Raw genomic sequence first — 24,404 nt, forward strand, 5'->3', positions numbered from 1 at the left:
TCACCACCAGAGTCGCTTTCGCTTCACCCCGTCGGCATGGCGCGCATTATAGGGGCCCCAGAACTTTACGCAAGCGCTAAAGTGACATTTTGATGATAATCACGCTCAACCGCTCAACAAACGAGCAAAGCGAAGAAATAAACTACGAAAAAGCAAAAAAGGCCGCCGGAGCGGCCTTCAGTTTGACGGAAATGCCGTTATTAGAAGGTATACATAGCGCTGAACTGCACGCGATTTAAGTCACCGTCAGCACCAGACACCACTTCACGGGTGGCATGACGCAGTTCGACACCATACATCAGCTTACTGGCAGCCTGATAAATCAGGTTCACAGCAATGCTGCTGGTCTTGTCGGTTACAGCGCCACCGGTCAAGGCGGAGTCGTTGTCGATACTTTGCGCCGAATAAATAAAGTTAGAGCGCCATTTGTCGTCCCACATATGACGGTAAGCGAGCGCATAGGCAGTCACAGGAATAGCATCCAGGGTGCCATCAGCAGCTACGACTGCATCATTACTGGTATTCAAGCCTATATAGCGGCCTATGCCCTCCCCAGTGTTCACCGTGAAACGAATGTCGTCTTTGGGCGACAGATTGTATTTACCAGAAATAGACACGCCATAGCCATTAGTCTGGTCGTCGATACCTGCGGCCATATTCTCATAGGCGATTTCACGGGCGATCACCGCGACAGCAACAGAGCCCCAGGTATCCGCAAAGTTATACTTCAATGTCAGGTCAGGAATGCTGTTGTCATCACTGACGACACGGGCGCCACCACCAAAAGGAGTAATAGTGCTTTCCGGGTTTTCTGCAGACACAGACCAGCTACCTGAGGTGTAGCGCACCTGCGCCTGGCGGTTAAACACTGAACCGTCTGTGTTACCGACAAAATCCAGACTATCGGGTAATGACGCTACGTCCATAAAGTTCGACCAGGTCTGGCCAAAAATAAATCCATCGTAACTAATAAAGGCGTGACGAATTTCCGGTGAGTAACCGTTGGTGATCCGCTCATCCCCTATTGGGGTTGCCATCATGTCAAACTCGATACGACCGGTAATGGATTTACCATTATCCAGCTTGGTTGCACTATTAAAGAAGAAACGCGATTGACGCGCGTGAGCGTCAAACTTGCCGGATTCACCTTCGCCTCCGACAGGCGTCAGGCTAGGCACATAGAAGTCACGGCCAATCCCTGTGGTCAACTCGCCGTCCGGCGTGTCTGTATATAAGAAGTCGAGTTTAATGTAGCCCCCGTAAGTGAACTCGGTATCGCCAAAAGTCACTGCAGCCTGAGCAGGCACGGATAAAGTGGCAAGGCCAAGCCCCACAGCTACTGCCAGAGTGTTTTTTGTAAGCATTGTTGTTGTCTCCTGGTCCTGATTGATTTGTTTTTGTAGATAAGTCGTTTCAACTCTGGTCACTAAAAACCGATCCAACAATTAGCCTTTAGTCGCAGATGCTTTTTTATCCACACTGCAAAGCTGCTGCAGCAGTTTTGGCTAGACTAATGTCTAATATGGCCTTCGCAGTGAAACAGGTAGAACGAAGTCCATGACTTATCAGAACGTGACTTATGCGATCACGTCACCACAACAGGGGAACTTATCTATGACGCAAGCCCAGCTTTATCCAGTCCCGCCACAAGCCAAGGCCAGCGCGTTGGTCAATAACGAGCAGTATCTGGCGATGTATCAGGAGTCAGTTGAACAACCGGAGCAGTTCTGGGCGAAACACGGTCAGCGCATTCATTGGTTTACACCTTTTACTCAAGTGAAAGACACCAGCTTTGAGTTGGGTAATGTGCATGTGAACTGGTTCAGTGATGGCAGTCTGAACGCCAGCTATAACTGTCTGGACCGCCATCTGCCAGCAAAAGCAAACCAGGTCGCTTATTACTGGGAAGGTGATGAACCCGGCGTACAGAAAGCGGTCACCTATCAGGAACTCTACGACGAGGTGTGTCAGCTTGCGAATGCGATGCGCAAGCTTGGCGTCGGCAAAGGTGACAGGGTTACAGTGTACCTGCCGATGATCCCACAAGCGGCAGTTGCGTTACTGGCCTGTGCCCGCATCGGCGCCGTGCATTCAGTGGTTTTCGCCGGTTTCTCACCAGACGCGCTTGGCAGCCGTATTGTTGATTGTGATTCCAAGCTGGTGATCACCTCGGATCAGGCCGCCCGCGGCAGCCGTTTAACCTATTTAAAAGACAACACCGATCAGGCGCTGACTCATTTGGGCGACGCCAACCCTGTGCAGCACGTGATTGTGGTGAAGCATGTGGGCGAAAACATCGACCTGCACCCGGGCCGTGACCTGTGGTATCACGAGCTGGTTGACGCAGAGCCTAAGCACTGTGAACCTGAAGTGATGAGCGCCGAAGATCCGCTGTTTATTCTGTATACCTCAGGTTCAACCGGTAAACCAAAAGGCGTGTTACACACCACTGGCGGTTACATGGTGTGGGCGTCGATGACCCATCAATACGTGTTTAATTACCAGGAAGGTGACATTTACTGGTGTGCGGCGGATGTTGGCTGGGTGACTGGCCACACTTATATTGTTTATGGCCCCTTGGCTAACGGCGCAACCAGTGTGTTATTTGAAGGTGTGCCCACTTACCCAAGCGTAAAACGTATTGCGCAGGTGATCGACAAATACAAAGTTAACATTCTTTATACTGCTCCTACCGCTATCCGCGCGTTAATGGCGCATGGTTCTGCTCCTGTTGAAGGCGCAGACTTGTCCTCACTTAAAGTGCTGGGCAGCGTCGGCGAGCCAATTAACCCGGAAGCCTGGACCTGGTACCACGATAAATATGGTAAGGGCCAGTGCCCCATCGTGGACACCTGGTGGCAGACCGAAACCGGCGGCATCCTTATTACCCCACTGCCAGGCGCCACTGATCTGAAGCCTGGTTCTGCGACACGACCATTTTTTGGCGTGAAGCCGGCTATTGTCAGCAATGAAGGCGACATCCTTGAAGGCGCGGCCGAAGGCAATCTGGTGCTGCTGGACAGCTGGCCAGGTCAGATGCGCACCGTGTTTGGTGATCATGAGCGTTTCGAGCAAACCTATTTCAGCACCTATAAAGGTATGTACTTTACCGGTGACGGTGCTAAACGGGACTCTGACGGCTATTACTGGCTGACCGGCCGGGTGGACGACGTACTGAATATTTCCGGCCACCGTCTGGGGACTGCTGAGATTGAAAGCTGCCTGGTGGCGCATGAAGCCATCGCTGAAGCCGCAGTCGTGGGCTATCCGCATGACATTAAAGGCCAGGGCATTTATGTGTTTGTTGCGCCTCGGGTTGGCGTCGAACCCAGCGACGATTTAACCAAAGCTGTGCGGGATTGGGTGCGTAAGGAGATCTCCCCTATCGCGTCGCCGGATCTGGTGCAGTGGACACCTGGTTTACCCAAAACCCGTTCCGGCAAAATTATGCGCCGTATTTTGCGCAAAATTGCAGCCAATGAATACGATCAGTTGGGTGATATCTCCACTCTGGCCGATCCGTCAGTGGTTGAACACTTGATCCAAAACCGGTTAAACCGTTAAGCTCCGTACACTAAGCTGCCACTTTTTTACGTGGCAGCAATATCTTAGCTAAACCCGGCTACGGCCGGGTTAGGAGTTTATATGGCAAAACTCATTGTCGCAGACGACCACCCGTTGTTTCGTAATGCCCTCATTCACGCCATCAGCAATACCTTTGTCACCAAAGCCACTATTGAAACCGATAGTTTTGAGGCCACCTGCACTGCACTGGAACAACACCCGGATGCGGATTTGTTGTTACTGGACCTGCATATGCCGGGCAATTGCGGTTTCTTGGGACTGATCCAGCTACGCAAACAATACCCGACCCTGCCTATAGTGGTGATTTCTGCCAGTGAAGACACCGACGTGATCCGTCGTGTGATGTCCTTTGGTGCGTCAGCTTTTATTCCGAAATCAGCGCATCCGGCCGAAATAGGCAAAGCGCTGAGCGCGGTGATGGAAGGTGAACTCTGGGTGCAACCGGCATTGCGGGATCAGGTGCTGGACCAACACAACCAGACCGATTTGGACCTGGCAGCCAAAGTGGCCGACCTGACCCCACAACAATACAAGGTATTGTTTTACTTAACCGAAGGCTGGCTGAATAAACAAATCGCGTATGACTTACATATTTCCGAAGCCACGGTGAAAGCGCATATCACTGCAATATTCCGCAAACTCGGAGTCACCAACAGAACACAAGTGGTGATCCAGGCGCAGCGCTTACAGCTGGAGCCGCCAGCCGATAAGCTGCTAAACGCCCAGTTCTGAGGCCTGAACAACAGGAGCTGTTCAGGCGTTAAACTCTTCCATAAAAATTTGCCAGAAGGCTAAGAACAGCGCGGCCACCATAGGGCCCAGCACAAAGCCGTTGATCCCCATCAGCGATAAGCCACCCAAGGTAGAGAACAACACCAGGTAATCCGGTAGCTTGGTATCACGCCCCACCAACAGCGGCCGCAGTATATTGTCAGCCAGACCAATCACCAGGGCGCCATAGGCCACCAGGATGCTGGCAATCAGCCATTCGCCTGTCCCATATAAATACAAAGAGACCGGCAGCCAGACCAAAGCCGCGCCAACCGCCGGCAGCAGCGATAAGAAAGCCATCACCACGCCCCAGAGCACGGGCGCGGGTAAATCCAGTAACCAGAAAATAAAACCGCCCAACGCACCTTGCACCACAGCCACCACCAGATTGCCTTTCACTGTAGCGCGGGTCACTTCAGCAAACTTGGCAAACAACAAACGTTCACGCTGATCCCCCAGCGGCAGTGCTTTGACCATCAGCTCAACCAGGTGATGACCTTCACGCAGCAGGAAAAACGCCAGATACAGCATCAGGCACAAATCCAGCACAAAGCCAAAGGTATTTTGACCAATAGACAAGGCTTCTTTAGCCAGTAACCGACTGGCTTCCACCGCGGCACCGGATACCCGCTCACGCAGATCATTGGTCTCGATGCCAAGTTTGTTTAACAGTTCGGTAATGGCAGGAAAGGCCTGTCGGATGGTTTCAACAAAGGCTGAAGGGCTGACTTCACCACGTTGGATTTTGTCGTAAAACAGAGCGCCTTCCTGAATAAAAGCAGCACTGATCGCCAGAACAGGTAATACCACCACCAGCATACAAATCAGCAAAGTTAACAGAGCAGCCAAGTTAGGCCTGCCCCCCATCCACCGCAGCAGCAAGCGCTGCACCGGGTAGAAAATGACCGTAATGGCACAGGCCCAAAAAATGCAGCCCCAGAAGGGTTCAAGCAACCAGCCGAATGCCAGGCTGACCAGCACCAGCATCAATAGAAAAAAACGTTGTTCCAGTTTGGCTTGCATAGTCGTCCTTGCAGGTTTTTTAACTGTTCAGTCCGTATTCTACGAGGCTGAACCTTTTGTTTTCAAATGATTAATGCCTGCGCGCAATGCCGCCGGCTTGATCGGCTTGGCCAGAAACAGCAAACCAGCCTCTTTGGCGCGCTGCGCTAAATCAGGTTCTGGTGCGGCAGACACCAGAATGCCAGGAACCTTACCCCAAATCTGCAGCAACTGCTGATACAGCTGCAGACCGGTGAAACTTTGCCCCAGCTGATAATCCAAAATCAGTAAATCAGGTTTAGCCAGTGTCGGCGCTTGCTCCAGCAATTGCTCTGCCCGCACATAACTGCGTACCTGCCCCAGCTGCCACTGTTCCAGCAACAGCTGCAATGCCGCCAGGTTTGAGCTGTCATCATCGACGCAGCATACAGTCCAATCCGGCAACTGCGTGGTGGCATCTGTACCCAGCTCCGCTTTGCCAGCTTCACGTCGCTGTGGGCTTAACGGTAACCACAAGCTAAACACAGTGCCTTTGCCTACGGTGGAGCGTACTTCTATTTTATGACCCAGCAGTCTGGCCATCCGCTGAACCACCCCCAGTCCCAATCCCACGCCTTGCTGACCCCGCGCCGTACTGTCGACCCGATAAAAATCGTCGAAAATATGCCGCAGCTCCTGTTCCGCAATACCTGGACCAGAATCCCAGATTTGCAACAGCAGCTGGCCTCCCCGGCGGCGGCAACTGATCAGCACTTTGCCTTTGGGGGTGTACTTCACTGCATTGGATAAAATGTTTTGCACAATGCGGCGCAAATAGGTGCTGTCACTCTCCACCTGCCAGTCAGAAAACTTGCCACGGATTTGCAGTGCTTTTTGTCGCGCCAGCAGCCGGAATTCGTCCAGCAGCGGGTCCAGTAAATGGCGGATTTGCACCGTTTGTTTCTTCGGCAACAAGCGGCCGTCGTCCAGCCGGGCTATATCCAGCAGCGTGCCTATCAGCTCCTCAGTGGCCTTTAACGAGTTATCCAACTGGCTGACGACCGTTTGCTGTTTGTCCGACAAACTGCCGTCCTGCAAAGCTGCAGTAAAGAGTCTGGCGGCATTCAAAGGTTGCAGAATATCGTGGCTGGCCAGCGCCAGGAACCGCGTTTTGGACGCATTGGCCGCTTCGGCTTCGGCTTTTGCCTGCAGCAGTTGCTGTTCGGTCTGGCCACGCCGGTTCACCTCCTGCACCAGTTCCTGGTTAATTTCGCTGACCCGTTGGGTGCGTTCCTGCACCCGCTGTTCCAGATGGTCTTTAGCTTCCGCCAATTGCTGCACAGCGCGGACATGGTCGGTCACGTCGGTAAAGCTGGTGACAAAACCACCGCCGGGAATTGGATTGCCACGCATCTCAATTACGCTGCCATCAGGCCGCACGCGCTGGAACACATGGGTGGTGCCTTTTTGCATATGGCCTATGCGCTTGGCCACATGCTCTTCGGGCGCGCCTTCACCAAACAGACCGCGTTCGGCATTAAACCGTACGATGTCGGCGACAGGCCGGCCGATGCGGATCATGCCTTCCGGGTAATCAAACAACTCCAGATAGGCCCGGTTCCAGGCCACCAGTTTTAACTCCCGGTCAACCACACTGATGCCCTGACTCAAGTGTTCCAGCGTGGAAAAAAGGATTTTGCGGGAAAACTGAATCGCCTGTGTGGTGTCGTCAAATAAAGTCACCACGTCTTCCAGTTCAAGCTGACGGCCTTCGGTGGCGGCACTGACGACGGCCAGTGCTGAGGCCGCACCAATGACCCCAGCCAGTTCACGTTCAACGAAGGCCACCAGTTCCGGGCTGGCCCAGGCCGGTTGGTCATCAGGTTCCGGGTACCGGCGACGGTAATCGGCAATGGCCTCGACGGTGCGCTGGGCACCGATAAAACGTTCCAATAGCATCACCACGTCGGTGCGGCGAATACGTAACTTTTTCACCGGGTTTTCGCGGTGTTCAAGCGGTAAGGTTGGCTTCACAAAAGCAGCAGCCTGCAACCTGTCTTTAAAATTGACTTTAAACAGCAGGGAGAACAGCAGGTAACAAAACAGATTCAGACCCAAAGACCAGAACACACCATGGCTCAGGGTATCCAGTTCCAGCCCAAATAAAGCGGTTGGTTTGAGCAGTGCCAGTCCGAACAAGCCCTGGCGTACGATGGAATCGCTGAGCACACCCACAGCGGATAACTGAGGCACCATCAGGCAATAAAACCAGAGGAAAAAGCCCACAGCGAGACCGGCATAAACGCCAAACGCATTGCCGTGACGCCAGTACAGGCCGCCAATCACTGCAGGCGCCAGCTGTATAGCCAGCGCAAAGGCCAGCAAGCCGGTTTCTGCCAGCTCGTAGTTGCGGGCGAATAAGGCGTAATAGCCATAAGACAGCATCATCACCGTAATGATCATGGCGCGGCGCACCAGTAAAATCAGGCCGCTGTAGTCTTTCTTAAGTTGCTGGTTGGACGGGCGGCGCAGGATGGTCGGCATCACCACGTCGTTACTGATCATGGTGGACAGGGCCAGGGTGGAGATAATAATCATCGAGGTCGCCGCGGAAAAACCGCCGATAAACACCAAAGCACTTAAGGTATGCCAGCCGGACTGCTCCGGGATCAATAAGACAAAACTGTCGGCCAGCTGACGATGATCCGGAAACATCAGCATGCCGGTCAGCGCTATGGGGATCACCACCAAGGTGACTATCAGCAAGTAACTGCTGTACCAGCACCTGGCATGGCGTAAATGCCGATGGTCAACGTTTTCAACAAAACCAACATGGAATTGACGGGGCAATAAAAAAATCGCCGCCATCGCCAACACCGTTTTTGTGAAAAATGCCAGCCAGCTTTGCTCTTGATGGTCTGCTTTTAACGCCGTGGCGTGTTCAACAAAGCTGGATAACTGTACCTGTTCCGGCAGCAGCAACCAATAGGTCATCAGGGCGAGGCAAGTTAAGGCAAACAGCTTTACCAGCGATTCAAAGGCGATAGCCACCATCACCCCACGATTTTGCTCGGTCAGTGTCACCTTGCGGGTGCCAAACAGAATGGAAAATATCATCATGGTGACAGCGCAAAACCAGGCGGTGTCCTGCCACCAGGGGGCATCATGGTCGGCCATGCCCGCACCAAGCAGCACCTGATACGAACTGGCCACCGCTTTGAGCTGCAAAGCGATATAAGGGATCACTACCACCAGGCATAACAACGCAGTGACCAGCGCGATGTTTTTCCGTTTGCCGTAACGGGCGCTGATAAAGTCGGTAATAGAGCCGATATTTTGTTTTTTCGCGACGTACAGCAGCTTAAACAGAAAAGGCTGGGCAAACACAAAAATCAGGATAGGGCCCAGGTAGATAGGAATATAGTCCCAGCCCTGAGTCACCGCAGTGCCAACCGCACCGTAATAGGTCCAGGAGGTGCAATACACCGCCAGCGCCAGACTGTAGAGCAAGCCCCCATACTTTCGTAGCAGATGATCGCCAGCGTGCCGCTCGCCCCAGTTCGCGATAAAAAACAACAAACCTACATACATCAAGGCCAATACAGCGACAATCCACGCAGACAAGGCGCTCTCCTTATTATTTTTCTGCCCCTACTGTTGTGCTCCGGCCAGCGAAAGTCAACCTGAAGCCGAATCACCTTCGACTAAAGTCGGGCTATCACTCCATTAAGCCCCTGCTATGGTAAGGAAGCAAGTCAACAGATTTTTATAACAACCACAATAAACAACAAGAGGAAGACAACATGGCTTTTCAAAGCTCTGAACAGGCGCAGGCCTATTGGCGGGAGAATATCTCGCTGATGCTGAAGCTGCTCGTCATCTGGTTTGCCGTATCTTTTGGTGCGGGCATCCTGCTGGTCGATGTGTTAAACCAAATCCCGCTGTTCGGTTTTAAATTGGGTTTCTGGTTTGCCCAGCAAGGCTCGATCTACACCTTCGTAGTGCTGATTTTCGTTTACGTGACGAAAATGAATGCACTGGACCGTAAATACAACGTGCACGAAGAATAAGAGGCCAGCCATGGATTTACAGACCCTAACCTATATCATCGTAGGCGCGACCTTTGCGCTCTACATCGGCATCGCCATCTGGGCCCGTGCCGGTTCTACTCAAGAATTTTATGTCGCTGGTGGCGGCATTTCGCCGTTGGCAAACGGGATGGCCACTGCGGCCGACTGGATGTCCGCAGCGTCTTTTATTTCAATGGCCGGTATTATCGCCTTTATGGGGTATGACGGTTCCGTCTACCTGATGGGCTGGACAGGTGGTTATGTGTTGCTGGCACTCTGCCTGGCTCCCTACCTGCGCAAGTTTGGTAAGTTTACCGTGCCTGACTTTATTGGCGACCGTTACTACTCTCAGACGGCCCGTACTGTCGCTGTCGTCTGCGCCATTCTGGTGTCCTTTACTTATGTGGCCGGCCAGATGCGTGGTGTGGGTGTGGTGTTCTCGCGTTTCCTCGAAGTCGACATTGACACAGGTGTAGTCATCGGGATGGCCGTGGTGTTTTTCTATGCGGTGCTCGGTGGCATGAAAGGCATTACCTACACTCAGGTTGCCCAGTACTGCGTGCTTATTTTTGCTTATATGGTTCCGGCCATTTTCATCTCGCTGATGATCACCGGCCACGTCTTACCACAACTGGGTCTGGGTGCAACCCTGACCGATGGTTCAGACACTTACCTGCTGGCAAAACTGGACGGCTTATCGGCTGAGCTTGGTTTTGCGGCCTACACTGAAGGCACTAAATCCACCGCAGACGTATTTGCGATTACTGCAGCTCTGATGGTCGGTACTGCCGGTCTGCCACACGTCATCGTCCGTTTCTTCACTGTACCGAAAGTGCGCGATGCCCGTATCTCTGCGGGTTGGGCCCTGGTGTTTATTATGATCCTGTACACCACAGCACCAGCCATTGGCGCCTTTGCCCGCTATAACATGATCAACACCATTAACGGCCCGGATGCTCAAGGCACCTTAGTGACTGAAGCGCCGCAGTGGGTGGAAAACTGGTCGAAAACAGGCTTGATCAAACACGAAGATAAAAACGGTGACGGCCGCATGTTCTATTCAGGCGACGAGCGTAACGAGATGACCATCGACCGTGACATCATGGTACTGGCCAATCCGGAAATCGCTCAGTTACCAGATTGGGTGATTGCGCTGGTCGCTGCTGGCGGGATCGCAGCTGCCCTGTCGACCGCGGCGGGCCTGTTACTGGTGATCTCGACCTCGATTTCGCATGACTTACTGAAACGAAACCTGATGCCGAAAATAAGCGACAAACAGGAGCTATTGGCAGCCCGACTTGCCGCTGCGGTCGCCATTATGGTGGCGGGGTATTTGGGGATCAACCCACCGGGCTTTGTCGCGGAGGTGGTGGCATTTGCCTTCGGCCTTGCCGCAGCCAGCTTCTTCCCGGCCATTATTATGGGGATCTTCTACAAGAAGATGAATAAAGAAGGCGCTATCGCCGGCATGGTGGCAGGTATTCTGTTTACCGTCGGTTATATTCTGTACTTCAAAGGCATCTTCATCACCCCACTGGCGGAAAACAAAGCTGAAAACTGGCTGTTTGGTATTTCCCCGGAAGGGATTGGTACTATCGGTATGCTGGTGAACTTTGTGGTGGCCTTTGCCGTCAGTAAAGTGACCAAAGAAGTACCGCAAGACGTGCAGGATATCGTTGAGCAAATCCGCTTTCCAAAAGGCGCTGGTGAAGCTTCAGCTCACTAACCCCTGAAAGCCCAGACAAGGCGTGGTAACACGCCTTGTCTATTTCAGAGCTTTGACCTTTGCCTGTTATCGCTGGCCAACCGCCAAAGGTGAAATTTCTTTGCTACTCACAGGACAGATGCAATGGCCGTTCAGGATGTTGTCCATTTTCTACAGAACATTCCGCCTTTTGACGATCTTGCCCCCCATGTGCTGGACGAATTGTGCCGCGATATTCAGGTGTATTACGCAAGCCATGGCGAAGTGTTGCAACCAAAAACTGAACTGATGCTGGTCCGTTCCGGGCTTTTTGCGCTGCATGCAGAACATCAGCGACTGACCCACCTGCAAAGCGGTGATTTTTATGGCTACCAGTTGTTGTTAACCGGACTGGCCGACCCAGACCGTCTGGTCTGTGAAGAAGATGGCTTGCTGTATTTCTTTAGCCAGCAGCGCTTTGACGCTTTACGCCATCAGTACAAGAATTTTGATTTATTCTTCCAGCGCTTATTTGGTCGTCGGCTGCATCTGTACCAAAGCAGCCGGGAACAAAGTACGTCGACCTTAAAAGTGGCCGATTTATTAACCCGCCGCGTGGTGGCCATAGCGCCAGAGCAAAGTATTCAGCAGGCCGCCTCTCTGATGACTGAACAGCGGGTGTCCTGTTTATTGGTGGAGCAGCAGGATGAGCTGGTCGGAATCCTGACCGACCGGGATTTACGCAGCCGGGTACTGGCGAAAAACCTGCCTGCCTCTACCCAGGTGCAGCAGGTCATGACCAAACACCCGCATAAAATAGAACTCGACCGTTATGCCTTTGAAGCCATGGAGCTGATGAGCCAGCACAATATCCATCATCTGGCGGTTGAGGATAAAAACAAAGCCGTCGGCGTGTTGACCACCACGGATCTGATCCGCAGCCAGCAGGAACATCCGGTGTTTCTCATTAGCCACATTCACCGCCAGCAAACACCGGACGGGCTGACGGATATTCAGCCACAGATCCGCCAGTTGATGCTCAGCCTCGGTCAGCAAAAGCTGCCAGCGTCCGAAGTCAGTGCCATTCTCACCAGCATTATGGATGCACTGACCCACAGCTGGTTGCGGTTGGCCGAAATGCAACTGGGCCCGCCCCCCTGCGTTTACAGTTGGTTATGTTTTGGCTCGCAGGCCCGGCGCGACATGTTGCCAAGTGCCGATCAGGACAATGCGCTGCTGCTGGAAAAAGAACCGACCGGCCCGGTCGCCGACTACTTTGCTGCGCTGTCTGAATTCGTCTGTCAGGGGCTGGCCCAATCCGGTCAGGCCTTGTGCTCTGGATTAATTATGGCCAATCAGCCCAAATTACGGCTCAGCCTGAAAGGCTGGTCGGCCCGCTTTGCCCATTTCCTGCAAAGCCCGGATCCGCAGGCGCTGCTCGACAGCAGCATCTTTTTCGACTTACGGCTGGTGCATGGCAGCAAAGGCTTGTTTAACGCCTTGCAGCAGGATGTGCTTGCGCGGGCTCAGGGCAATGAGTTGTTTTCGTTCCATCTGGCCAAAAATGCCACAGAACGCCATCCACCGCTGGGCTTTTTCAAACACTTTTTATTGGAGCAAGACGGTCGGCAACGCAAAGGGCTGGATATCAAAAAACGTGGGGTCAGCCTGGTGACCGACTTGGTGCGGGTTTATGCGCTGGCTCATGGCATCAGCACCGTCAGCACTAAAGAGCGGCTGGCAGAACTGGAACAACTGCAAGCGATCAGCCGCTCCCAGCAACAAAATCTGTCCGGTGCCTACGATGTACTCGCAAGCCTGCGCTGGCAGACACAATGGCAGGATTTGCAGCGAGGCCATCATTTAAGCAACTTGCTCGACCCGGCTCAGTTGAATTTGCTGCAACGGCACCAGCTAAAAGATGCCTTTGCAGTGATCAGTGACGAACAACAAATTTTGCGGCAGCGTTTTTGCCGGGAGTATTAAATGTGGTCCTGGTTTCGCAAGGCTGAACCTGTGCATCAGCAAATCCGCCAGTATGAGACCGGATTGCCAGACAAGAGAGCACGGGCGCGCGACTGCAGCTACCTGGTGCTGGATTTTGAGACCACCGGGCTGGACCCTGGCAAACACCATATTGTCAGCGCTGGCTGGGTCTGCATTGAACAACAGCGTATTTTGCTCAGCTCCGCCCAATACCATCTGGTGCGGGCGCCGGTATCGGTCGGACAAAGTGCGGTGATCCATGGCCTGCATAATCCACAACTGCAAAGCGGCACCGAGCTGCATGAGTTACTGGAGCTGTTACTACAACAAGCACAAGGCAAAGTGTTGGTCAGTCACCACAGTGGGCTGGAGCTGAATTTTCTGCGTCAGGCCTGCCTGTACTGTTATGGCCGCCCTGCCCGGTTTCGCATGCTGGATACCCTGAAACTGGAGTTATTCCGGCTGCAACTGCAAGGCCGTTTGGTTGCGCAGGATAAACTGACCTTAGCGGCTTGCCTGGAGCGGCATCAGCTTCCAGCTATTTCCGAGCACCAGGCCTTATCAGATGCGTTTGGTTGTGCGCAGTTATTTCTGACGCAGCTGCAACAACGAGACAGCGGCACATCACTGGCCGATTTACTCAGCCAAAGCCGCTAACAGCGCCAATGCAGGGGGCTCGACAAGGTCTTCGTCCTCTGAAAAAACGGAGGCCAGGATGTTTCAGGACTTGGCACGGCTCGCACCCCGCACCGGAATGAAAACTTCAGTTCCCAGCCTCCGTTGGCAACCGCGTCTGATTGTGCAGGTTCATTCAGGCATGAACCATCACAGAACACCAAACACAATGTTACTTTGTACCATCAAAATGAAAAAGTAAAGATTAACTCCTTAAGTTTTGGCCATTACTTACACTTTGCTGATGGACTTCTGCTGAAATTTCGAATATCAATATGTTACCAAGTAACTTTAGCTAATCTCTTATGCGTGTATCTCTTTGGTTGGGGCTGTTGTTGTCCTGTTCAGTGTGCGCGGCCGAAACTGCGCTGATCCCGGCGCCCAGTCAGCTCGACCTGCGAAGCGGTCATTTTCGCTTGCCTACCAGGTTACAGGTGTCGGCTCCTGCCGAGGCAACCCGGCTTAAACAGCAACTGGCCAGATTCATCCGAAGCAATCAGCTCGACATTGAGCTGCGCTGGGTTGACCCCTCCCAGGCGCAGCTGATCTTTGAATTCAGCCCAAATGCAGACAGTCAGCACAGCCAGTCCAGGCGAGGCGCTTATCAGCTCAACATCGGCTCCCAGCAAATCCGGGTAAGCGCAGCCGATCCGGATGGCTGGTTTTATGCGCTGCAAAGCATGCAGCAACTGCTGCTCCGCACCCCGCACGCACAGCTGCCCGCTCTGACACTGACCGATAGCCCGCGATTTGACTGGCGCGGCCTGTTGCTCGACCCGGCCCGGCACTTTTTGTCGATCCCACTGTTAAAACGGCAAATCGACCTGATGGCGGCAGTAAAATTAAATGTGCTGCATTTACACCTGACCGACGATCAGGGTTGGCGCTTTGAATCCAAACGTTTCCCCAAACTGCAACAACTGGGTGGTCAGGACGGCTATTACACTCAGGACGAGCTAAAAGAACTGGTGCAGTATGCCAAAGCACAGGCGGTGCGCATTGTGCCGGAAATCGATTTACCCGGCCATACTACCGCCTTAGGTTTGGCCTATCCGGAGCTGATGGCCGCACCAGCGCCCAGTCAGATAGAACAGCATTGGGGCGTGCATAAAGCCGTGCTCGACCCAAGCAACGAGCAAGTCTATCGTTTTTTGCACCAGCTGCTGGAAGAGCTCACCAGCATATTTCCGGACCAGTACCTGCACATAGGCGGTGATGAAGTGCTGCCTGACCACTGGCTGGCCAGCCCAGAGATCCGCCGCTTTATGCAACAGCAGCAGCTGCAGGATGCCCATGCACTGCAGGCTTATTTCAACCGACGCTTGCTCTCGATAGTGCAGCTACTGGGCAAAACTATGATCGGCTGGGATGAAGTCATCGATCACCCCTTACCGGCGAGCGTCACAGTGCAATCCTGGCGTGGCACCGAATCATTATTGCAAGCGACAGCGCTTGGCCATCCGGCTATTCTGTCGACCGGTTATTATCTGGACCAGCCACAAAGCGCCGCCTACCACTACCGCAACGACCCACTGCCGGCTCAGGTCCGGTTGCCGGACTCCGCCAGCCTGCGCGGCTGGTCACTCTATAGTCTGGAGTTTGCCCGCAAACGAGGCACCCCGGTGACAGGTCAGCTGCTGATCACTGACCTGCAGCAGTCACAACCCAGAGCCTTTTTATTATTCGCTGGCAAAGCTTTGATTGAAGCCAGACTAAGCCCTGCGACTCAGTCCAGCACCAGCTGGCAGCTGCACTTTGACAGCTGGATGGGACCGGTCAGCGCCGACCTCGAGTTGTCAGAGGCATTATCCGGAACCCTAGTGGTCGGGAACGCGCCCTACCCGGTTGCTGGCCAGGCGCTGACGCTGCAAAGTACCAGCGCGCTACCGTCCTCCTTTAGCGCCGCATCCAGCACCACAGCACGCCCTGAACTGGTGTTGGGTGGCGAAATTGCCTTATGGAGTGAGCTTATCAGTACTGAGCTTATCGATATTCGTTTGTGGCCCAACGCGCTGGCAGTTGCCGAACGCTTATGGTCCGACGCCCGAATTAAAGATGAGCAGAGTTTTTATCAGCGCCAAAGCCACTGGCTGCAGTGGGCCGAACAGTACAACAGCCTGCAGCTACAGCAGCAACAACGGGCAGGTTTGCAGCGACTGGTGAAACCGGCACAGCTCGGTGCGTTAATGACCTTAAGTGAAGTGATGGAACCGGCGCATTATTATCACCGCTTGCATGAGAAATCGGTGGCGGGCCGCTACTTCCGTCAGCCATTAACAGCCTGGGTCGACTTTTTACCGGCAGAGCACCAAGCCATGCGCCAGTTTGAACAACTGGTGCAGCGCTGGATCCAACAACCCAAGGCAGGACTGACACAAAAGTTAATCCAACAATTACAGCGCTGGCAGCAGGCTGCGCTGGTGTTCAGCCAACAACCACAACTGGAATTTGCACCCTTGGCGCAACAAACCCATGCCTTAAGCCAGATTGGCATGGCGCTAGTGCAACAGCGGCAGCTGAGCCCGGCTGAGCTCAACCAGGCCAGGGCAGCGCTGCAGCAGGCTGCAGGTATCCAACAGGAAATGATTATTGCGCTGCAGCGACCTTTACAGCAGCTGCTACAACAAGCCGAAGGAAACAGCGCCCGTTAACTGACGTCAAAGGGCGCTTCGACACGTGGCCAAATCGGACGCTGCAATTTTTGGTAGGCATTGGTTCTAGGGTTACTTGGGTAAGGCGCACCGGCATCCACATAAATAATGCGCTCGGCCAGGCCAACAAAGCCCTGGTAAAAATGATTGGTCGATTTAATCAGCAGCACCTGATAATCGGCCGGTTTCAGTCCCAATGCGCAAAACAGGCTGGGGTCAAACGACTGGCATCTGTTGCTGTTTAGAATCACATCAATGCCGTCAAAATGGATCAGCGCACAATCCCCCATCGGCACCCGGCTGCCGGCAAAGTTCTGCTCGGCGTTCGCTTGCAACCGTCGCACTGTCACTTTTTTATCAACAGGTGCACCGGCACTGGCACCGCTTTTGCCACCAAAACGCAATTCAATTTCAGCCCCTTCGCCTGCCGCCTGACAGAGCCGCACTGCCATCGGATCCCATAAGGTCCCCACCGCCACGCCACGTTGTTGCCGGCGGATCAGTTCATGCAAAATCAGCGTGCCATCACCGGCCACACCACCGCCAGGGTTGTCCCAGACATCGGCCAGCACCACGGGTGCCTGCGTCAGTTCCAACTGGTCCAGTGCCTGTGCAATGCTGTAAAACTGCGGTAAAGTGCGACCACGAAAGGAAAACAGTTCCTGCCCTAATTGCTCTGCCAGCTGTGCCCCCTGCGCGGCGGCATTGTCGGTAATCACCAGGATTTTGCTGCCCATATCGGCCACGTCACCGGCCATAAAGCCATGGATCACCGACACCGAAAGCACGGGCGCTTGCTGTTCCAGTTGTTTAAGTTTGCTGATAAACGACTTCATCGGCTCATTGCTGGTCGGAAACACATCAATCATACGGCAGTCAAAGCTACTCATCACAGGCTGGATTTCCCGCCGTGCCGCACGAAGCGAGAGCTGCAGTAATTCTTCCGCCCGCTGCATAAAGTCCAGATGAGGAAACTCCTTAAATGCAATCAACAGGTCAGCCTGCTGCTGCCGCAACGCGGTCAGGTGGCTATGCGGGTCCAGCGTGGCGCCAATGATGGCGTTCGGGCCAACCAACTGCCGCACCCGTTGCAACAAGTCACCTTCGCAATCATCGTAGCCCTGCGCCACCATAGCGCCGTGCAGGCCCAACATCACTAAGTCCACCGGCAGCGCCGCGCGAAGCTGAGTCAGAATTTCATCCCGCAGATGCTCGTACGCCGCACGGTTCAGCAAACCACCTGGTTCAGCCCAGGTGCAGGTGCCTTCAATCAGGCAGACCTCTGGGTGCGAAGCGGCATAGTTACGACAAGCAATCAAAGGCGCACTGCACAACGTTGGCGTGGCAGGATGCTCGCCAGGCGCCGCATAAAAACACTGATAAAACGACTGCAAGTCGGTGTACATCGGCGAAAAGGTATTGGTTTCGGTGGCCAGTGAAGCGGTAAAAATGCGCATAAATCCCCGTCAGGATAACTTTGGATCGGAACTGCCCGGCAGTACGTCGTCAGAATTCGTGTGGTTGCTGCATACAGGGCTTTGCTGATGCAGCTTGAGCAGCGCCTGCTGTCTGTTCAGGCCTGGTTTGGTCCACAAGCTCACCAGTACAGAAGCTGTACTTGCCAGAGCAAGCGCAGGCAGTACCGGGTTGCCCCAAAACGCCAACCAGTCTGCATGGCTTAAGATACTCAGCGAGCTGCTGACCGCCACCACCAGTGCCGCAACGCCTCCTTGCCAGGTTAAACGCAGCCAGAAGCGCCCCAACAACCCCACCACACATAGACCAGACATCAGCGTCGCAATCATGGACGTGATATAGCCCACCAGATTATTGGATAGCAGCGAAAGCGTAAAAGCCGACAGTGACACGAGCAGTACGGCTAACCGTGAAGCCCAGACGGCACGGCGACCAGTTAATGGAGGCCGTCCCAAGCCCTGCTGCAAGTCATGCATCACCACAGTAACGGCAGCGATAGAATCTGAACTGGCCGACGATAAAGTGGCAGATAAACCCGCCAGCAACACCAGCATGGCGGCCAGCGTCGGCAATACCAGCACCGCCAGTGAGGTAAAAGCAAATTGCGGATTGGCAAGCTCAGGCAACAAAAAACGGGCGCTGACGCCAATTAATGCAGGGATAAAGGCAAAGCAAAGATACAGGCCCCCGGCAAACAAAAAGGAGCGGCGCACGCTGCTGACCGAGCGGCCGGAATAAATACGCTGGCGAAAGGATGGCGTCGCCAACACGCCAACAGCCACCGCAACCGCCAGCGAAATGGCAGGCAAGGTATTCAGCGGATGAAACAGCTGTTGTGCACTGGCCTGTTGCCAGAACTGAGTCAGCGGCTGCCAGCCACCCACTGCCTGTACGGCACTGAAGCCCATCAATAAAAAACCACTGAATAAAATAATAGCCATCAGGCTGTCAGTCCAAACCACAGCTTTATAGCCGCCAATAGCCACATAAATAGTAAAGGCCAGGGTGATCAGCAATTTGGCGCTGAGCATATCCAGCCCGGTCATCCAGGACAGATACAAAGCGCCACCAATAATATGGGCGCCCAACCAGCCCAATGAGGCCAGAAAAATCAACAGCGCACTGCCTTGTTTCACCCAGCGGTTGGCACCCGTGTAATAACTGAGCTCTTCGCTCATGGTGGAGAATTTCAATTCGCGCACTGAGGCAAAACAGCTAGCAAGCAGCAAAATACCCACAGCACCGCCAACACCATACATCATGCCGGTCCAGCCATGGCCGTAGGCGTAGCCGACTGCGCCCATACTGGTGCCGGTGCCAATCATAGTGGCAATGGTGGTGCCAAAGGTCAGGCCGCCGCTGACTTTGCGGCCGGCCAACAAAAAATCATCCTGATTTCGCTGGCCACGCGACACCCAGAAGCTTAAGCCAATCATCAGCAGCAGATAACAGCCAAAGCCCACCAGGAAGTACAGGGGGTTCATCTCAGGTCCGGTCTGCGCGGTAACAGGTCAGGTCAACTTCCACTTTGCAGTCGACCACCAGATCGGCCACAGCACAAATGCGGGCCGGTGGGGCATCGGCAAAAAACTCGCGGAAGACCTGGTTAAAGCTGGAAAAATAACGGGCATCGGTCAGGTACACTTTGACATGCACCACGTCCTGTAAGCCATAACCAGCCAACTGCATAATGTCGACGCAGTTCTGAATAGCTAAACGGGATTGCTCCACAATACCCCCTTCCACCACTTCGCCGTCCCGCATCGGGGTTTGGCCCGACACGTACAACCAGCCGCCTGCTTCCACTGCCTTGGCAAAGGGCAACTGCTGCCCGCCTGTGCCTTTGCTTTCGTCTATTCCATAGCGCTTAATGGTCATTGGTCCTTAATCCCCTAATGGCTGGCGTTCATCACCACCGCGGCTGCTGTCGAGCGACAACTTCACCCGCCGTAATTTGTCGCGTGATTTGCGTTTGTTTTGTTTGGCTACTTCAGTCGCCAGTACATCAATTACCGCCAGCATGGCGTAGCGGGACGCTGAAGGTTTATAAATAAAATCAGTCTCAGGTGCCTGCAAACCCAGCACAATATCGGCATTGTTGGCGAGCGCCGACCCAGGTTTGGTAATGGCGATCACTTTGGCGCCATACTGCCGCGCCATCGCGGCTGAATCGATAATTTCGCCAGTGTTGCCGGTCAGAGAAATGGCCACCATCACGTCCTGTGGCTCAACAGAAGCCGCCACCATGCGGGTCAGCAAACCATCCTGATAACTGCAGACCGGCATGCCAAAACGAAACAGCCGGTACTGCAGCTCCTGCGAGCCGATCGACGAGCCGCCGCCCATGCCGATACAAAATATCATCCGCGCGCTAAGCAGGTGACTGACCGCCTGGCGGATATCGGCTTCCACCAGCAGTTTGCGGCTTAAATCCAGGGTATTTTTAATGGCTTCGTATACGCCCTGAATACCGTCCAGATCGGCCGGCTCTTCGACAAAACGCTGGCCAACCGCCAGCGATTGCGCCAGTTTCACTTTCAGCTGCCGCACATCTTTGCAATCGACAGTACGGGCAAAGCGGGTCACCGTCGCCTGACTGACGCCTGCCCGCTCCGCCAGCAGCGCAATGCTCATTTCAGTCGCCGCTTTTACATTGTCGAGGATCAACTGAGCCACCCGCTGCTCCGACTCACTCATTTCAACAAAACGCTCTGATATACGTGACAGTACATCAATTTCATAGGTCATAACGTCGCCAACCTCAGGTTAGAATGTCACATGAAAAAACTAACAAATTTTTTCAAATTTAAGATACTTTGTACCATAAAAACAGAAATGTAAATATCTACCAGGCCTGATTACAATGCTTTACACTGAAGCCACTAGTAAAACAGCCCGTTTCAAACTCAGGCGAAATGTTATGAAGTACCAACGAATAAACGAAAAATCGGGTTCTCCTTTTGCGCAGCAAGTTGCAGCTAACCTGCTGCAGGAGCATGTTTGTCTGCCGGCCGCCCTGCTGAAAAAACAGCAGCTGCAGCAGAATATTGACTGGATGAATGGCTTTGCCGCCGCTCACCAGGTGCAGTTAGCGCCGCATTGCAAAACAGCCATGATGCCAGCGCTGATGCAGCAATTGTTGCAATCCGGCGTCTGGGGTCTGACCGTTGCCACTGCCTATCAGGCCCAGATTGCCGCAGAGCAAGGCGCTAAAAAAATCCTGCTGGCCAACCAGTTAACGGGCCGGGCCACTATGGCAGTAATAGCACGCCTGCTGGCACAAGGCATCGAGGTCTTTGTTTGCCTGGACCACAGCTCGCAGCTTAGCCCGTTGAACCAATTCTTTGCTGCAGAAGGCCTGGTGCTGCCTGTCCTGATTGAACTTGGCGTACCCGGCGGCCGCTGCGGTTGTCGCAGCACTGAGCAGGCGCTGCAACTGGCGACTAAGTTGCAGCACTACCCCGCGTTGCAGCTGGCGGGCATCGAGTTTTATGAAGGGGTGCTCAAAGGCGAGGATGCAGAGCAACAGATCCGGCTGTTCTGTCAGTCGGCAGCAGCTTTACTGCAACAACTGCGGCACAATGGCACTCTTACCCGGCCCAGAGCCTTATTAAGCGGCGCAGGTTCGGTCTGGTATGACGTGGTGGCCGAAGAATTTCAGCAGAGCCAGTTGGCTGACAACACAGATTTATTGCTTCGCCCTGGCTGCTACATCAGCCTGGATGTGGGGATATACCAGCAAAGCCAGCAACAGATTGAACAACGCAGCAGCACCGCCTGCATGCAAAACGGCGCCTTGCAAAATGCGCTGGAAGTCGCCTGTTATGTGCAGTCGGTACCAGAGCCGGGTTTTGCCGTAGTAAACCTTGGAAAACGCGACGCCGCATTTGATGCCGGCTTGCCGTTGGTGCTAGCACAGTATCGGGATGGCCGCTTGCTAACACGGCCAGATAAAGCCAATCAACTGAGTAAAATGATGGACCAGCATGCGTTCTGGCACTTTGCTGAACTGGACGTACAAGTCGGCGATATGCTGCTGCTCGGTACTTCCCACCCCTGCCTGACTTTTGATAAATGGCGGCAAATCTGGTTAGTGGACGACGATTACAACCTATTGGAAGCACTGACGACCTGCTTTTAACCCTTTAAGCTGCAACAGAGCAGCCATAAAAAAGCCCGCCATCAGGCGGGCTTTGCTTTGAATTTAACAGTCAGGCGTTAGATAGCGTTGTCAGACAACACTCCTGGCTTAAAGCTGTCGACGCTGATGGATTCAAAACGCAGTTTGTTCATCACCCGTAACTGAGCCGCTTCATCGCTGCTGATCACAGTTGCTTCCAGCGCTTTTTCAATCAGAATATCCATCGGCAGTTTGCGGGCAATAGTGCCTTGCTTCTGTGCTGCGTATATTTTCTTCATCACTGGCTGGGCTTCATGCACCGCAATAAAGGCTGATTCCATTAAACCTGTCGGGTCATTTTCACCTTCACCGATAAAGCACAGGTGAGTCAGGCGGTCACGGATCACACCAGGTTTCAGCAGCGCATCACAGATATCCTGAGCCGTCTCATCGGCAGGCATTTTGTAGCCAATACCAAAAGGGAACACCAGCGTTTTCAGTACGCGGGCCACCACACGGCTTGGGAAGTTCTGTAAGAAACCATCCAGCGCTTTGCCAATTTCAAACAGGTTACGTTCTACGGCGTAACGCACGAAAGGCAAATCAGCGACCTGACGGCCATTGTCTTCATAGAACTTCAGCACAGCGGACGCGATATACAGGTGGCTTAATACGTCACCTAAACGGGCGGACAGCATTTCTTTGCGTTTTAAATCGCCACCCAGCATCAGCATGGAGAAGTCAGCACACAAAGCCAAAGCACGGCTCATCCGGCTTAACTGCTTGTAGTACTTAGCGGTTTCGCCAGCCACCGGACTCGAATTAAAGGCACCGGCAGTTAAGCCCTGGAACAGCGCGCCAAAGGTGTTGCCCATGGCAAAACCAATATGCTTCATCAGCAGGCTGTCGAATTGTTTTAAGCCTTCTTCCGCATTCGGATTAGCGGCGGCTTCCAGTTCCTGCAATACGTACGGATGGCAACGGGTAGCGCCCTGACCGAAGATCATCAGGTTACGGGTCAGAATGTTGGCACCTTCTACCGTGATGGAAATGGGCATGCCCATGTAACCGTGCGCCAGATAGTTTTTCGGGCCGACCTGAATAGCACGGCCTGAGTGAATATCAAAGGCGTCGTTCAGCAAGGTGCGCGACATTTCTGTCATATGAAACTTGGCAATAGCCGTCACCACAGACGGGCTCAGGTTCAGATCAATGGCACCTGCCGTCATCACCCGCATGGCTTCGAGGCTGTAGGTGTAAGCACCAATACGGCCCAGTGCTTCCTGCACGCCTTCAAATTTACCAATCGACATACCAAACTGCTGACGGACATAAGAATAAGCACCTGTCATCCGGGTGGCTAAATGGCCCGTGGCGGTCGCCAGTGCCGGCAGTGAAATACCACGGCCTGCGGACAGACATTCCACCAGCATACGCCAGCCACGACCCGCGTAATCCGGACCACCGATGATCCAATCCAGTGGAATAAACACGTCTTTACCGTAGGTGGTGCCGTTCATAAAAGCCATGTTCATTGGGAAGTGGCGGTCGCCAATTTCCACACCCTGGTGGCTGGTTGGGATCAGCGCACAGGTAATACCCAGCTCGGTTTTCTCGCCCAGCAGATTGTCCGGATCGTACAGCTTAAACGCCAGACCCAGTACAGTGGCCACAGGCGCCAGCGTAATGTAACGCTTGTCCCAGTTCAGGCGAATCCCGACCACTTCTTTGCCTTCGAATTCACCTTTACAGACCACACCAGTATCCGGGATACCGCCGGCGTCTGAACCCGCTTCCGGGCCGGTCAGCGCAAAACAAGGCACTTCTTTACCGGCAGCCAGACCTGGTAACCAGCGGTCTTTTTGCTCTTGGGTACCGTAGTGCATTAACAGCTCACCCGGGCCTAAGGAGTTAGGCACCATGATGGTCACCGCGGCCGTTAAGCTGCGGGTGGCAATACGGGAGACGATGGTCGAGTTGGCGATGGCAGAGAATTCACGGCCGCCGTAGCTCTTTGGAATAATCATCGCAAAGAAACCATTGCCTTTAATGTAGCTCCAGACTTCTGCTGGCAGGTCGCGTTGCTCCTGCACAATCTTGTAGTCGTCCAGCATCTTCAGCAGGGTTTCCACTTCATTGTCCATAAAGGCCTGCTCTTCGGCAGACAATTCGGCTTTTGGAATGGCGTGCAGTTTGTTCCAGTCTGGTTTGCCTTTAAACAGCTCACCGTCCCACCAGACATCGCCCGCTTCCATCGCTTCACGTTCGGTGTCCGACAGTGGCGGCAGGATCTTTTTAAATACAGCAAAAATAGGCTTGGTAATGAGGTTACGCCGGATATCGGCAACACCCAGCACCACAATCAGTGCGACCAGTAGCAGGATCACAATGGACATACGTTTTAT

16 protein-coding genes are annotated in these 24,404 nt (G+C 53.7%); 8 read left to right on the forward strand and 8 right to left on the reverse strand.

Annotated elements, in window-relative coordinates:
* Positions 1 to 200 precede the first annotated feature (200 nt).
* The gene (locus ACFO3I_RS15005; protein WP_377335274.1) at positions 201 to 1,427 is read right to left on the reverse strand and encodes a DcaP family trimeric outer membrane transporter; all 1,227 of its coding nucleotides are present in this window, start codon (positions 1,425 to 1,427) and stop codon (positions 201 to 203) included.
* Positions 1,428 to 1,614: 187 nt separating this feature from the next.
* Here ACFO3I_RS15005 and acs point away from each other — a divergent pair, with 187 nt between their 5' ends.
* Together acs and ACFO3I_RS15015 are read left to right on the forward strand one after the other, a co-directional pair.
* Positions 1,615 to 3,564 carry an acetate--CoA ligase gene (acs, locus tag ACFO3I_RS15010; RefSeq protein ID WP_377335276.1) on the forward strand — a complete coding sequence of 650 codons (1,950 nt, stop codon included), beginning with the start codon at positions 1,615 to 1,617 and terminating at the stop codon, positions 3,562 to 3,564.
* 81 nt (positions 3,565 to 3,645) lie between these two features.
* Positions 3,646 to 4,317: a LuxR C-terminal-related transcriptional regulator gene (locus ACFO3I_RS15015; RefSeq protein WP_377335278.1), complete on the forward strand. Its 672-nt coding sequence runs from the start codon at positions 3,646 to 3,648 to the stop codon at positions 4,315 to 4,317.
* Between the two features lie 21 nt (positions 4,318 to 4,338).
* Here ACFO3I_RS15015 and ACFO3I_RS15020 read toward each other — a convergent pair whose 3' ends face one another.
* Together ACFO3I_RS15020 and ACFO3I_RS15025 are read right to left on the reverse strand one after the other, a co-directional pair.
* Positions 4,339 to 5,379, reverse strand: a complete 1,041-nt coding sequence (locus ACFO3I_RS15020; protein ID WP_377335280.1) for an AI-2E family transporter — start codon at positions 5,377 to 5,379, stop codon at positions 4,339 to 4,341.
* Between the two features lie 39 nt (positions 5,380 to 5,418).
* Positions 5,419 to 8,961: a hybrid sensor histidine kinase/response regulator gene (locus tag ACFO3I_RS15025; protein ID WP_377335282.1), complete on the reverse strand. Its 3,543-nt coding sequence runs from the start codon at positions 8,959 to 8,961 to the stop codon at positions 5,419 to 5,421.
* 179 nt (positions 8,962 to 9,140) lie between these two features.
* On the opposite strand from ACFO3I_RS15025, the gene ACFO3I_RS15030 reads away from it, so the two are divergent.
* The 5 genes from ACFO3I_RS15030 (at position 9,141) to ACFO3I_RS15050 (ending at position 16,403) form a co-directional block, all read left to right on the forward strand.
* On the forward strand, positions 9,141 to 9,407 hold the full coding sequence (locus ACFO3I_RS15030; RefSeq protein WP_377335284.1) for a DUF4212 domain-containing protein: 267 nt from the start codon (positions 9,141 to 9,143) through the stop codon (positions 9,405 to 9,407).
* 10 nt (positions 9,408 to 9,417) lie between these two features.
* Positions 9,418 to 11,133, forward strand: a complete 1,716-nt coding sequence (locus tag ACFO3I_RS15035) for a sodium:solute symporter family protein (RefSeq protein WP_377335286.1) — start codon at positions 9,418 to 9,420, stop codon at positions 11,131 to 11,133.
* A gap of 123 nt (positions 11,134 to 11,256) precedes the next feature.
* Positions 11,257 to 13,077, forward strand: coding sequence for a putative nucleotidyltransferase substrate binding domain-containing protein (locus tag ACFO3I_RS15040; RefSeq protein WP_377335288.1), 1,821 nt, complete (start codon positions 11,257 to 11,259; stop codon positions 13,075 to 13,077).
* A complete protein-coding gene (locus ACFO3I_RS15045; RefSeq protein ID WP_377335290.1) occupies positions 13,078 to 13,734 on the forward strand; it encodes a 3'-5' exonuclease in 657 nt (218 codons plus the stop codon).
* 323 nt (positions 13,735 to 14,057) lie between these two features.
* Positions 14,058 to 16,403, forward strand: a complete 2,346-nt coding sequence (locus ACFO3I_RS15050) for a beta-N-acetylhexosaminidase (RefSeq protein WP_377335292.1) — start codon at positions 14,058 to 14,060, stop codon at positions 16,401 to 16,403.
* Here the strand turns inward: ACFO3I_RS15050 and ACFO3I_RS15055 are convergent.
* The 4 genes from ACFO3I_RS15055 to ACFO3I_RS15070 are packed head-to-tail and all read right to left on the reverse strand — an operon-like array spanning position 16,400 to position 20,627.
* Positions 16,400 to 17,860: a M81 family metallopeptidase gene (locus tag ACFO3I_RS15055; protein WP_377335294.1), complete on the reverse strand. Its 1,461-nt coding sequence runs from the start codon at positions 17,858 to 17,860 to the stop codon at positions 16,400 to 16,402. The two genes, ACFO3I_RS15050 and ACFO3I_RS15055, sit on opposite strands and share 4 nt — an antisense overlap.
* 9 nt (positions 17,861 to 17,869) lie before the next feature.
* Positions 17,870 to 19,363 carry a sodium:solute symporter family protein gene (locus tag ACFO3I_RS15060; RefSeq protein ID WP_377335296.1) on the reverse strand — a complete coding sequence of 498 codons (1,494 nt, stop codon included), beginning with the start codon at positions 19,361 to 19,363 and terminating at the stop codon, positions 17,870 to 17,872.
* 1 nt (position 19,364) lies between these two features.
* The gene (locus ACFO3I_RS15065; protein WP_377335298.1) at positions 19,365 to 19,757 is read right to left on the reverse strand and encodes a RidA family protein; all 393 of its coding nucleotides are present in this window, start codon (positions 19,755 to 19,757) and stop codon (positions 19,365 to 19,367) included.
* 6 nt (positions 19,758 to 19,763) lie between these two features.
* A complete protein-coding gene (locus tag ACFO3I_RS15070; RefSeq protein ID WP_377335301.1) occupies positions 19,764 to 20,627 on the reverse strand; it encodes a MurR/RpiR family transcriptional regulator in 864 nt (287 codons plus the stop codon).
* 172 nt (positions 20,628 to 20,799) lie between these two features.
* Between ACFO3I_RS15070 and ACFO3I_RS15075 the strand changes: the two genes are divergently transcribed.
* Entirely contained in the window at positions 20,800 to 22,020 is a 1,221-nt protein-coding gene (locus ACFO3I_RS15075) for an alanine racemase (RefSeq protein ID WP_377335303.1), read from the forward strand.
* A 77-nt stretch (positions 22,021 to 22,097) separates the two neighbouring features.
* On the opposite strand, the gene ACFO3I_RS15080 is transcribed toward ACFO3I_RS15075, so the two are convergent.
* Positions 22,098 to 24,395: an acyl-CoA dehydrogenase gene (locus ACFO3I_RS15080; RefSeq protein ID WP_377335305.1), complete on the reverse strand. Its 2,298-nt coding sequence runs from the start codon at positions 24,393 to 24,395 to the stop codon at positions 22,098 to 22,100.
* Positions 24,396 to 24,404: the final 9 nt, after the last annotated feature.

Source organism: Rheinheimera marina (assembly GCF_042654345.1).
Taxonomy (GTDB): domain Bacteria; phylum Pseudomonadota; class Gammaproteobacteria; order Enterobacterales; family Alteromonadaceae; genus Pararheinheimera; species Pararheinheimera marina.

Coding starts and splice junctions, on each gene's coding strand:
- ACFO3I_RS15065 (WP_377335298.1), bottom strand. CDS start 19,757: ATGACCATTAAGCGCTATGGAATAGACGAAAGCAAAGGCACAGGCGGG.
- ACFO3I_RS15080 (WP_377335305.1), bottom strand. CDS start 24,395: ATGTCCATTGTGATCCTGCTACTGGTCGCACTGATTGTGGTGCTGGGT.
- ACFO3I_RS15075 (WP_377335303.1), top strand. CDS start 20,800: ATGAAGTACCAACGAATAAACGAAAAATCGGGTTCTCCTTTTGCGCAG.
- ACFO3I_RS15045 (WP_377335290.1), top strand. CDS start 13,078: ATGTGGTCCTGGTTTCGCAAGGCTGAACCTGTGCATCAGCAAATCCGC.
- ACFO3I_RS15020 (WP_377335280.1), bottom strand. CDS start 5,379: ATGCAAGCCAAACTGGAACAACGTTTTTTTCTATTGATGCTGGTGCTG.
- ACFO3I_RS15030 (WP_377335284.1), top strand. CDS start 9,141: ATGGCTTTTCAAAGCTCTGAACAGGCGCAGGCCTATTGGCGGGAGAAT.
- ACFO3I_RS15050 (WP_377335292.1), top strand. CDS start 14,058: ATGCGTGTATCTCTTTGGTTGGGGCTGTTGTTGTCCTGTTCAGTGTGC.
- ACFO3I_RS15060 (WP_377335296.1), bottom strand. CDS start 19,363: ATGAACCCCCTGTACTTCCTGGTGGGCTTTGGCTGTTATCTGCTGCTG.
- ACFO3I_RS15040 (WP_377335288.1), top strand. CDS start 11,257: ATGGCCGTTCAGGATGTTGTCCATTTTCTACAGAACATTCCGCCTTTT.
- acs (WP_377335276.1), top strand. CDS start 1,615: ATGACGCAAGCCCAGCTTTATCCAGTCCCGCCACAAGCCAAGGCCAGC.
- ACFO3I_RS15070 (WP_377335301.1), bottom strand. CDS start 20,627: ATGACCTATGAAATTGATGTACTGTCACGTATATCAGAGCGTTTTGTT.
- ACFO3I_RS15035 (WP_377335286.1), top strand. CDS start 9,418: ATGGATTTACAGACCCTAACCTATATCATCGTAGGCGCGACCTTTGCG.
- ACFO3I_RS15055 (WP_377335294.1), bottom strand. CDS start 17,860: ATGCGCATTTTTACCGCTTCACTGGCCACCGAAACCAATACCTTTTCG.
- ACFO3I_RS15015 (WP_377335278.1), top strand. CDS start 3,646: ATGGCAAAACTCATTGTCGCAGACGACCACCCGTTGTTTCGTAATGCC.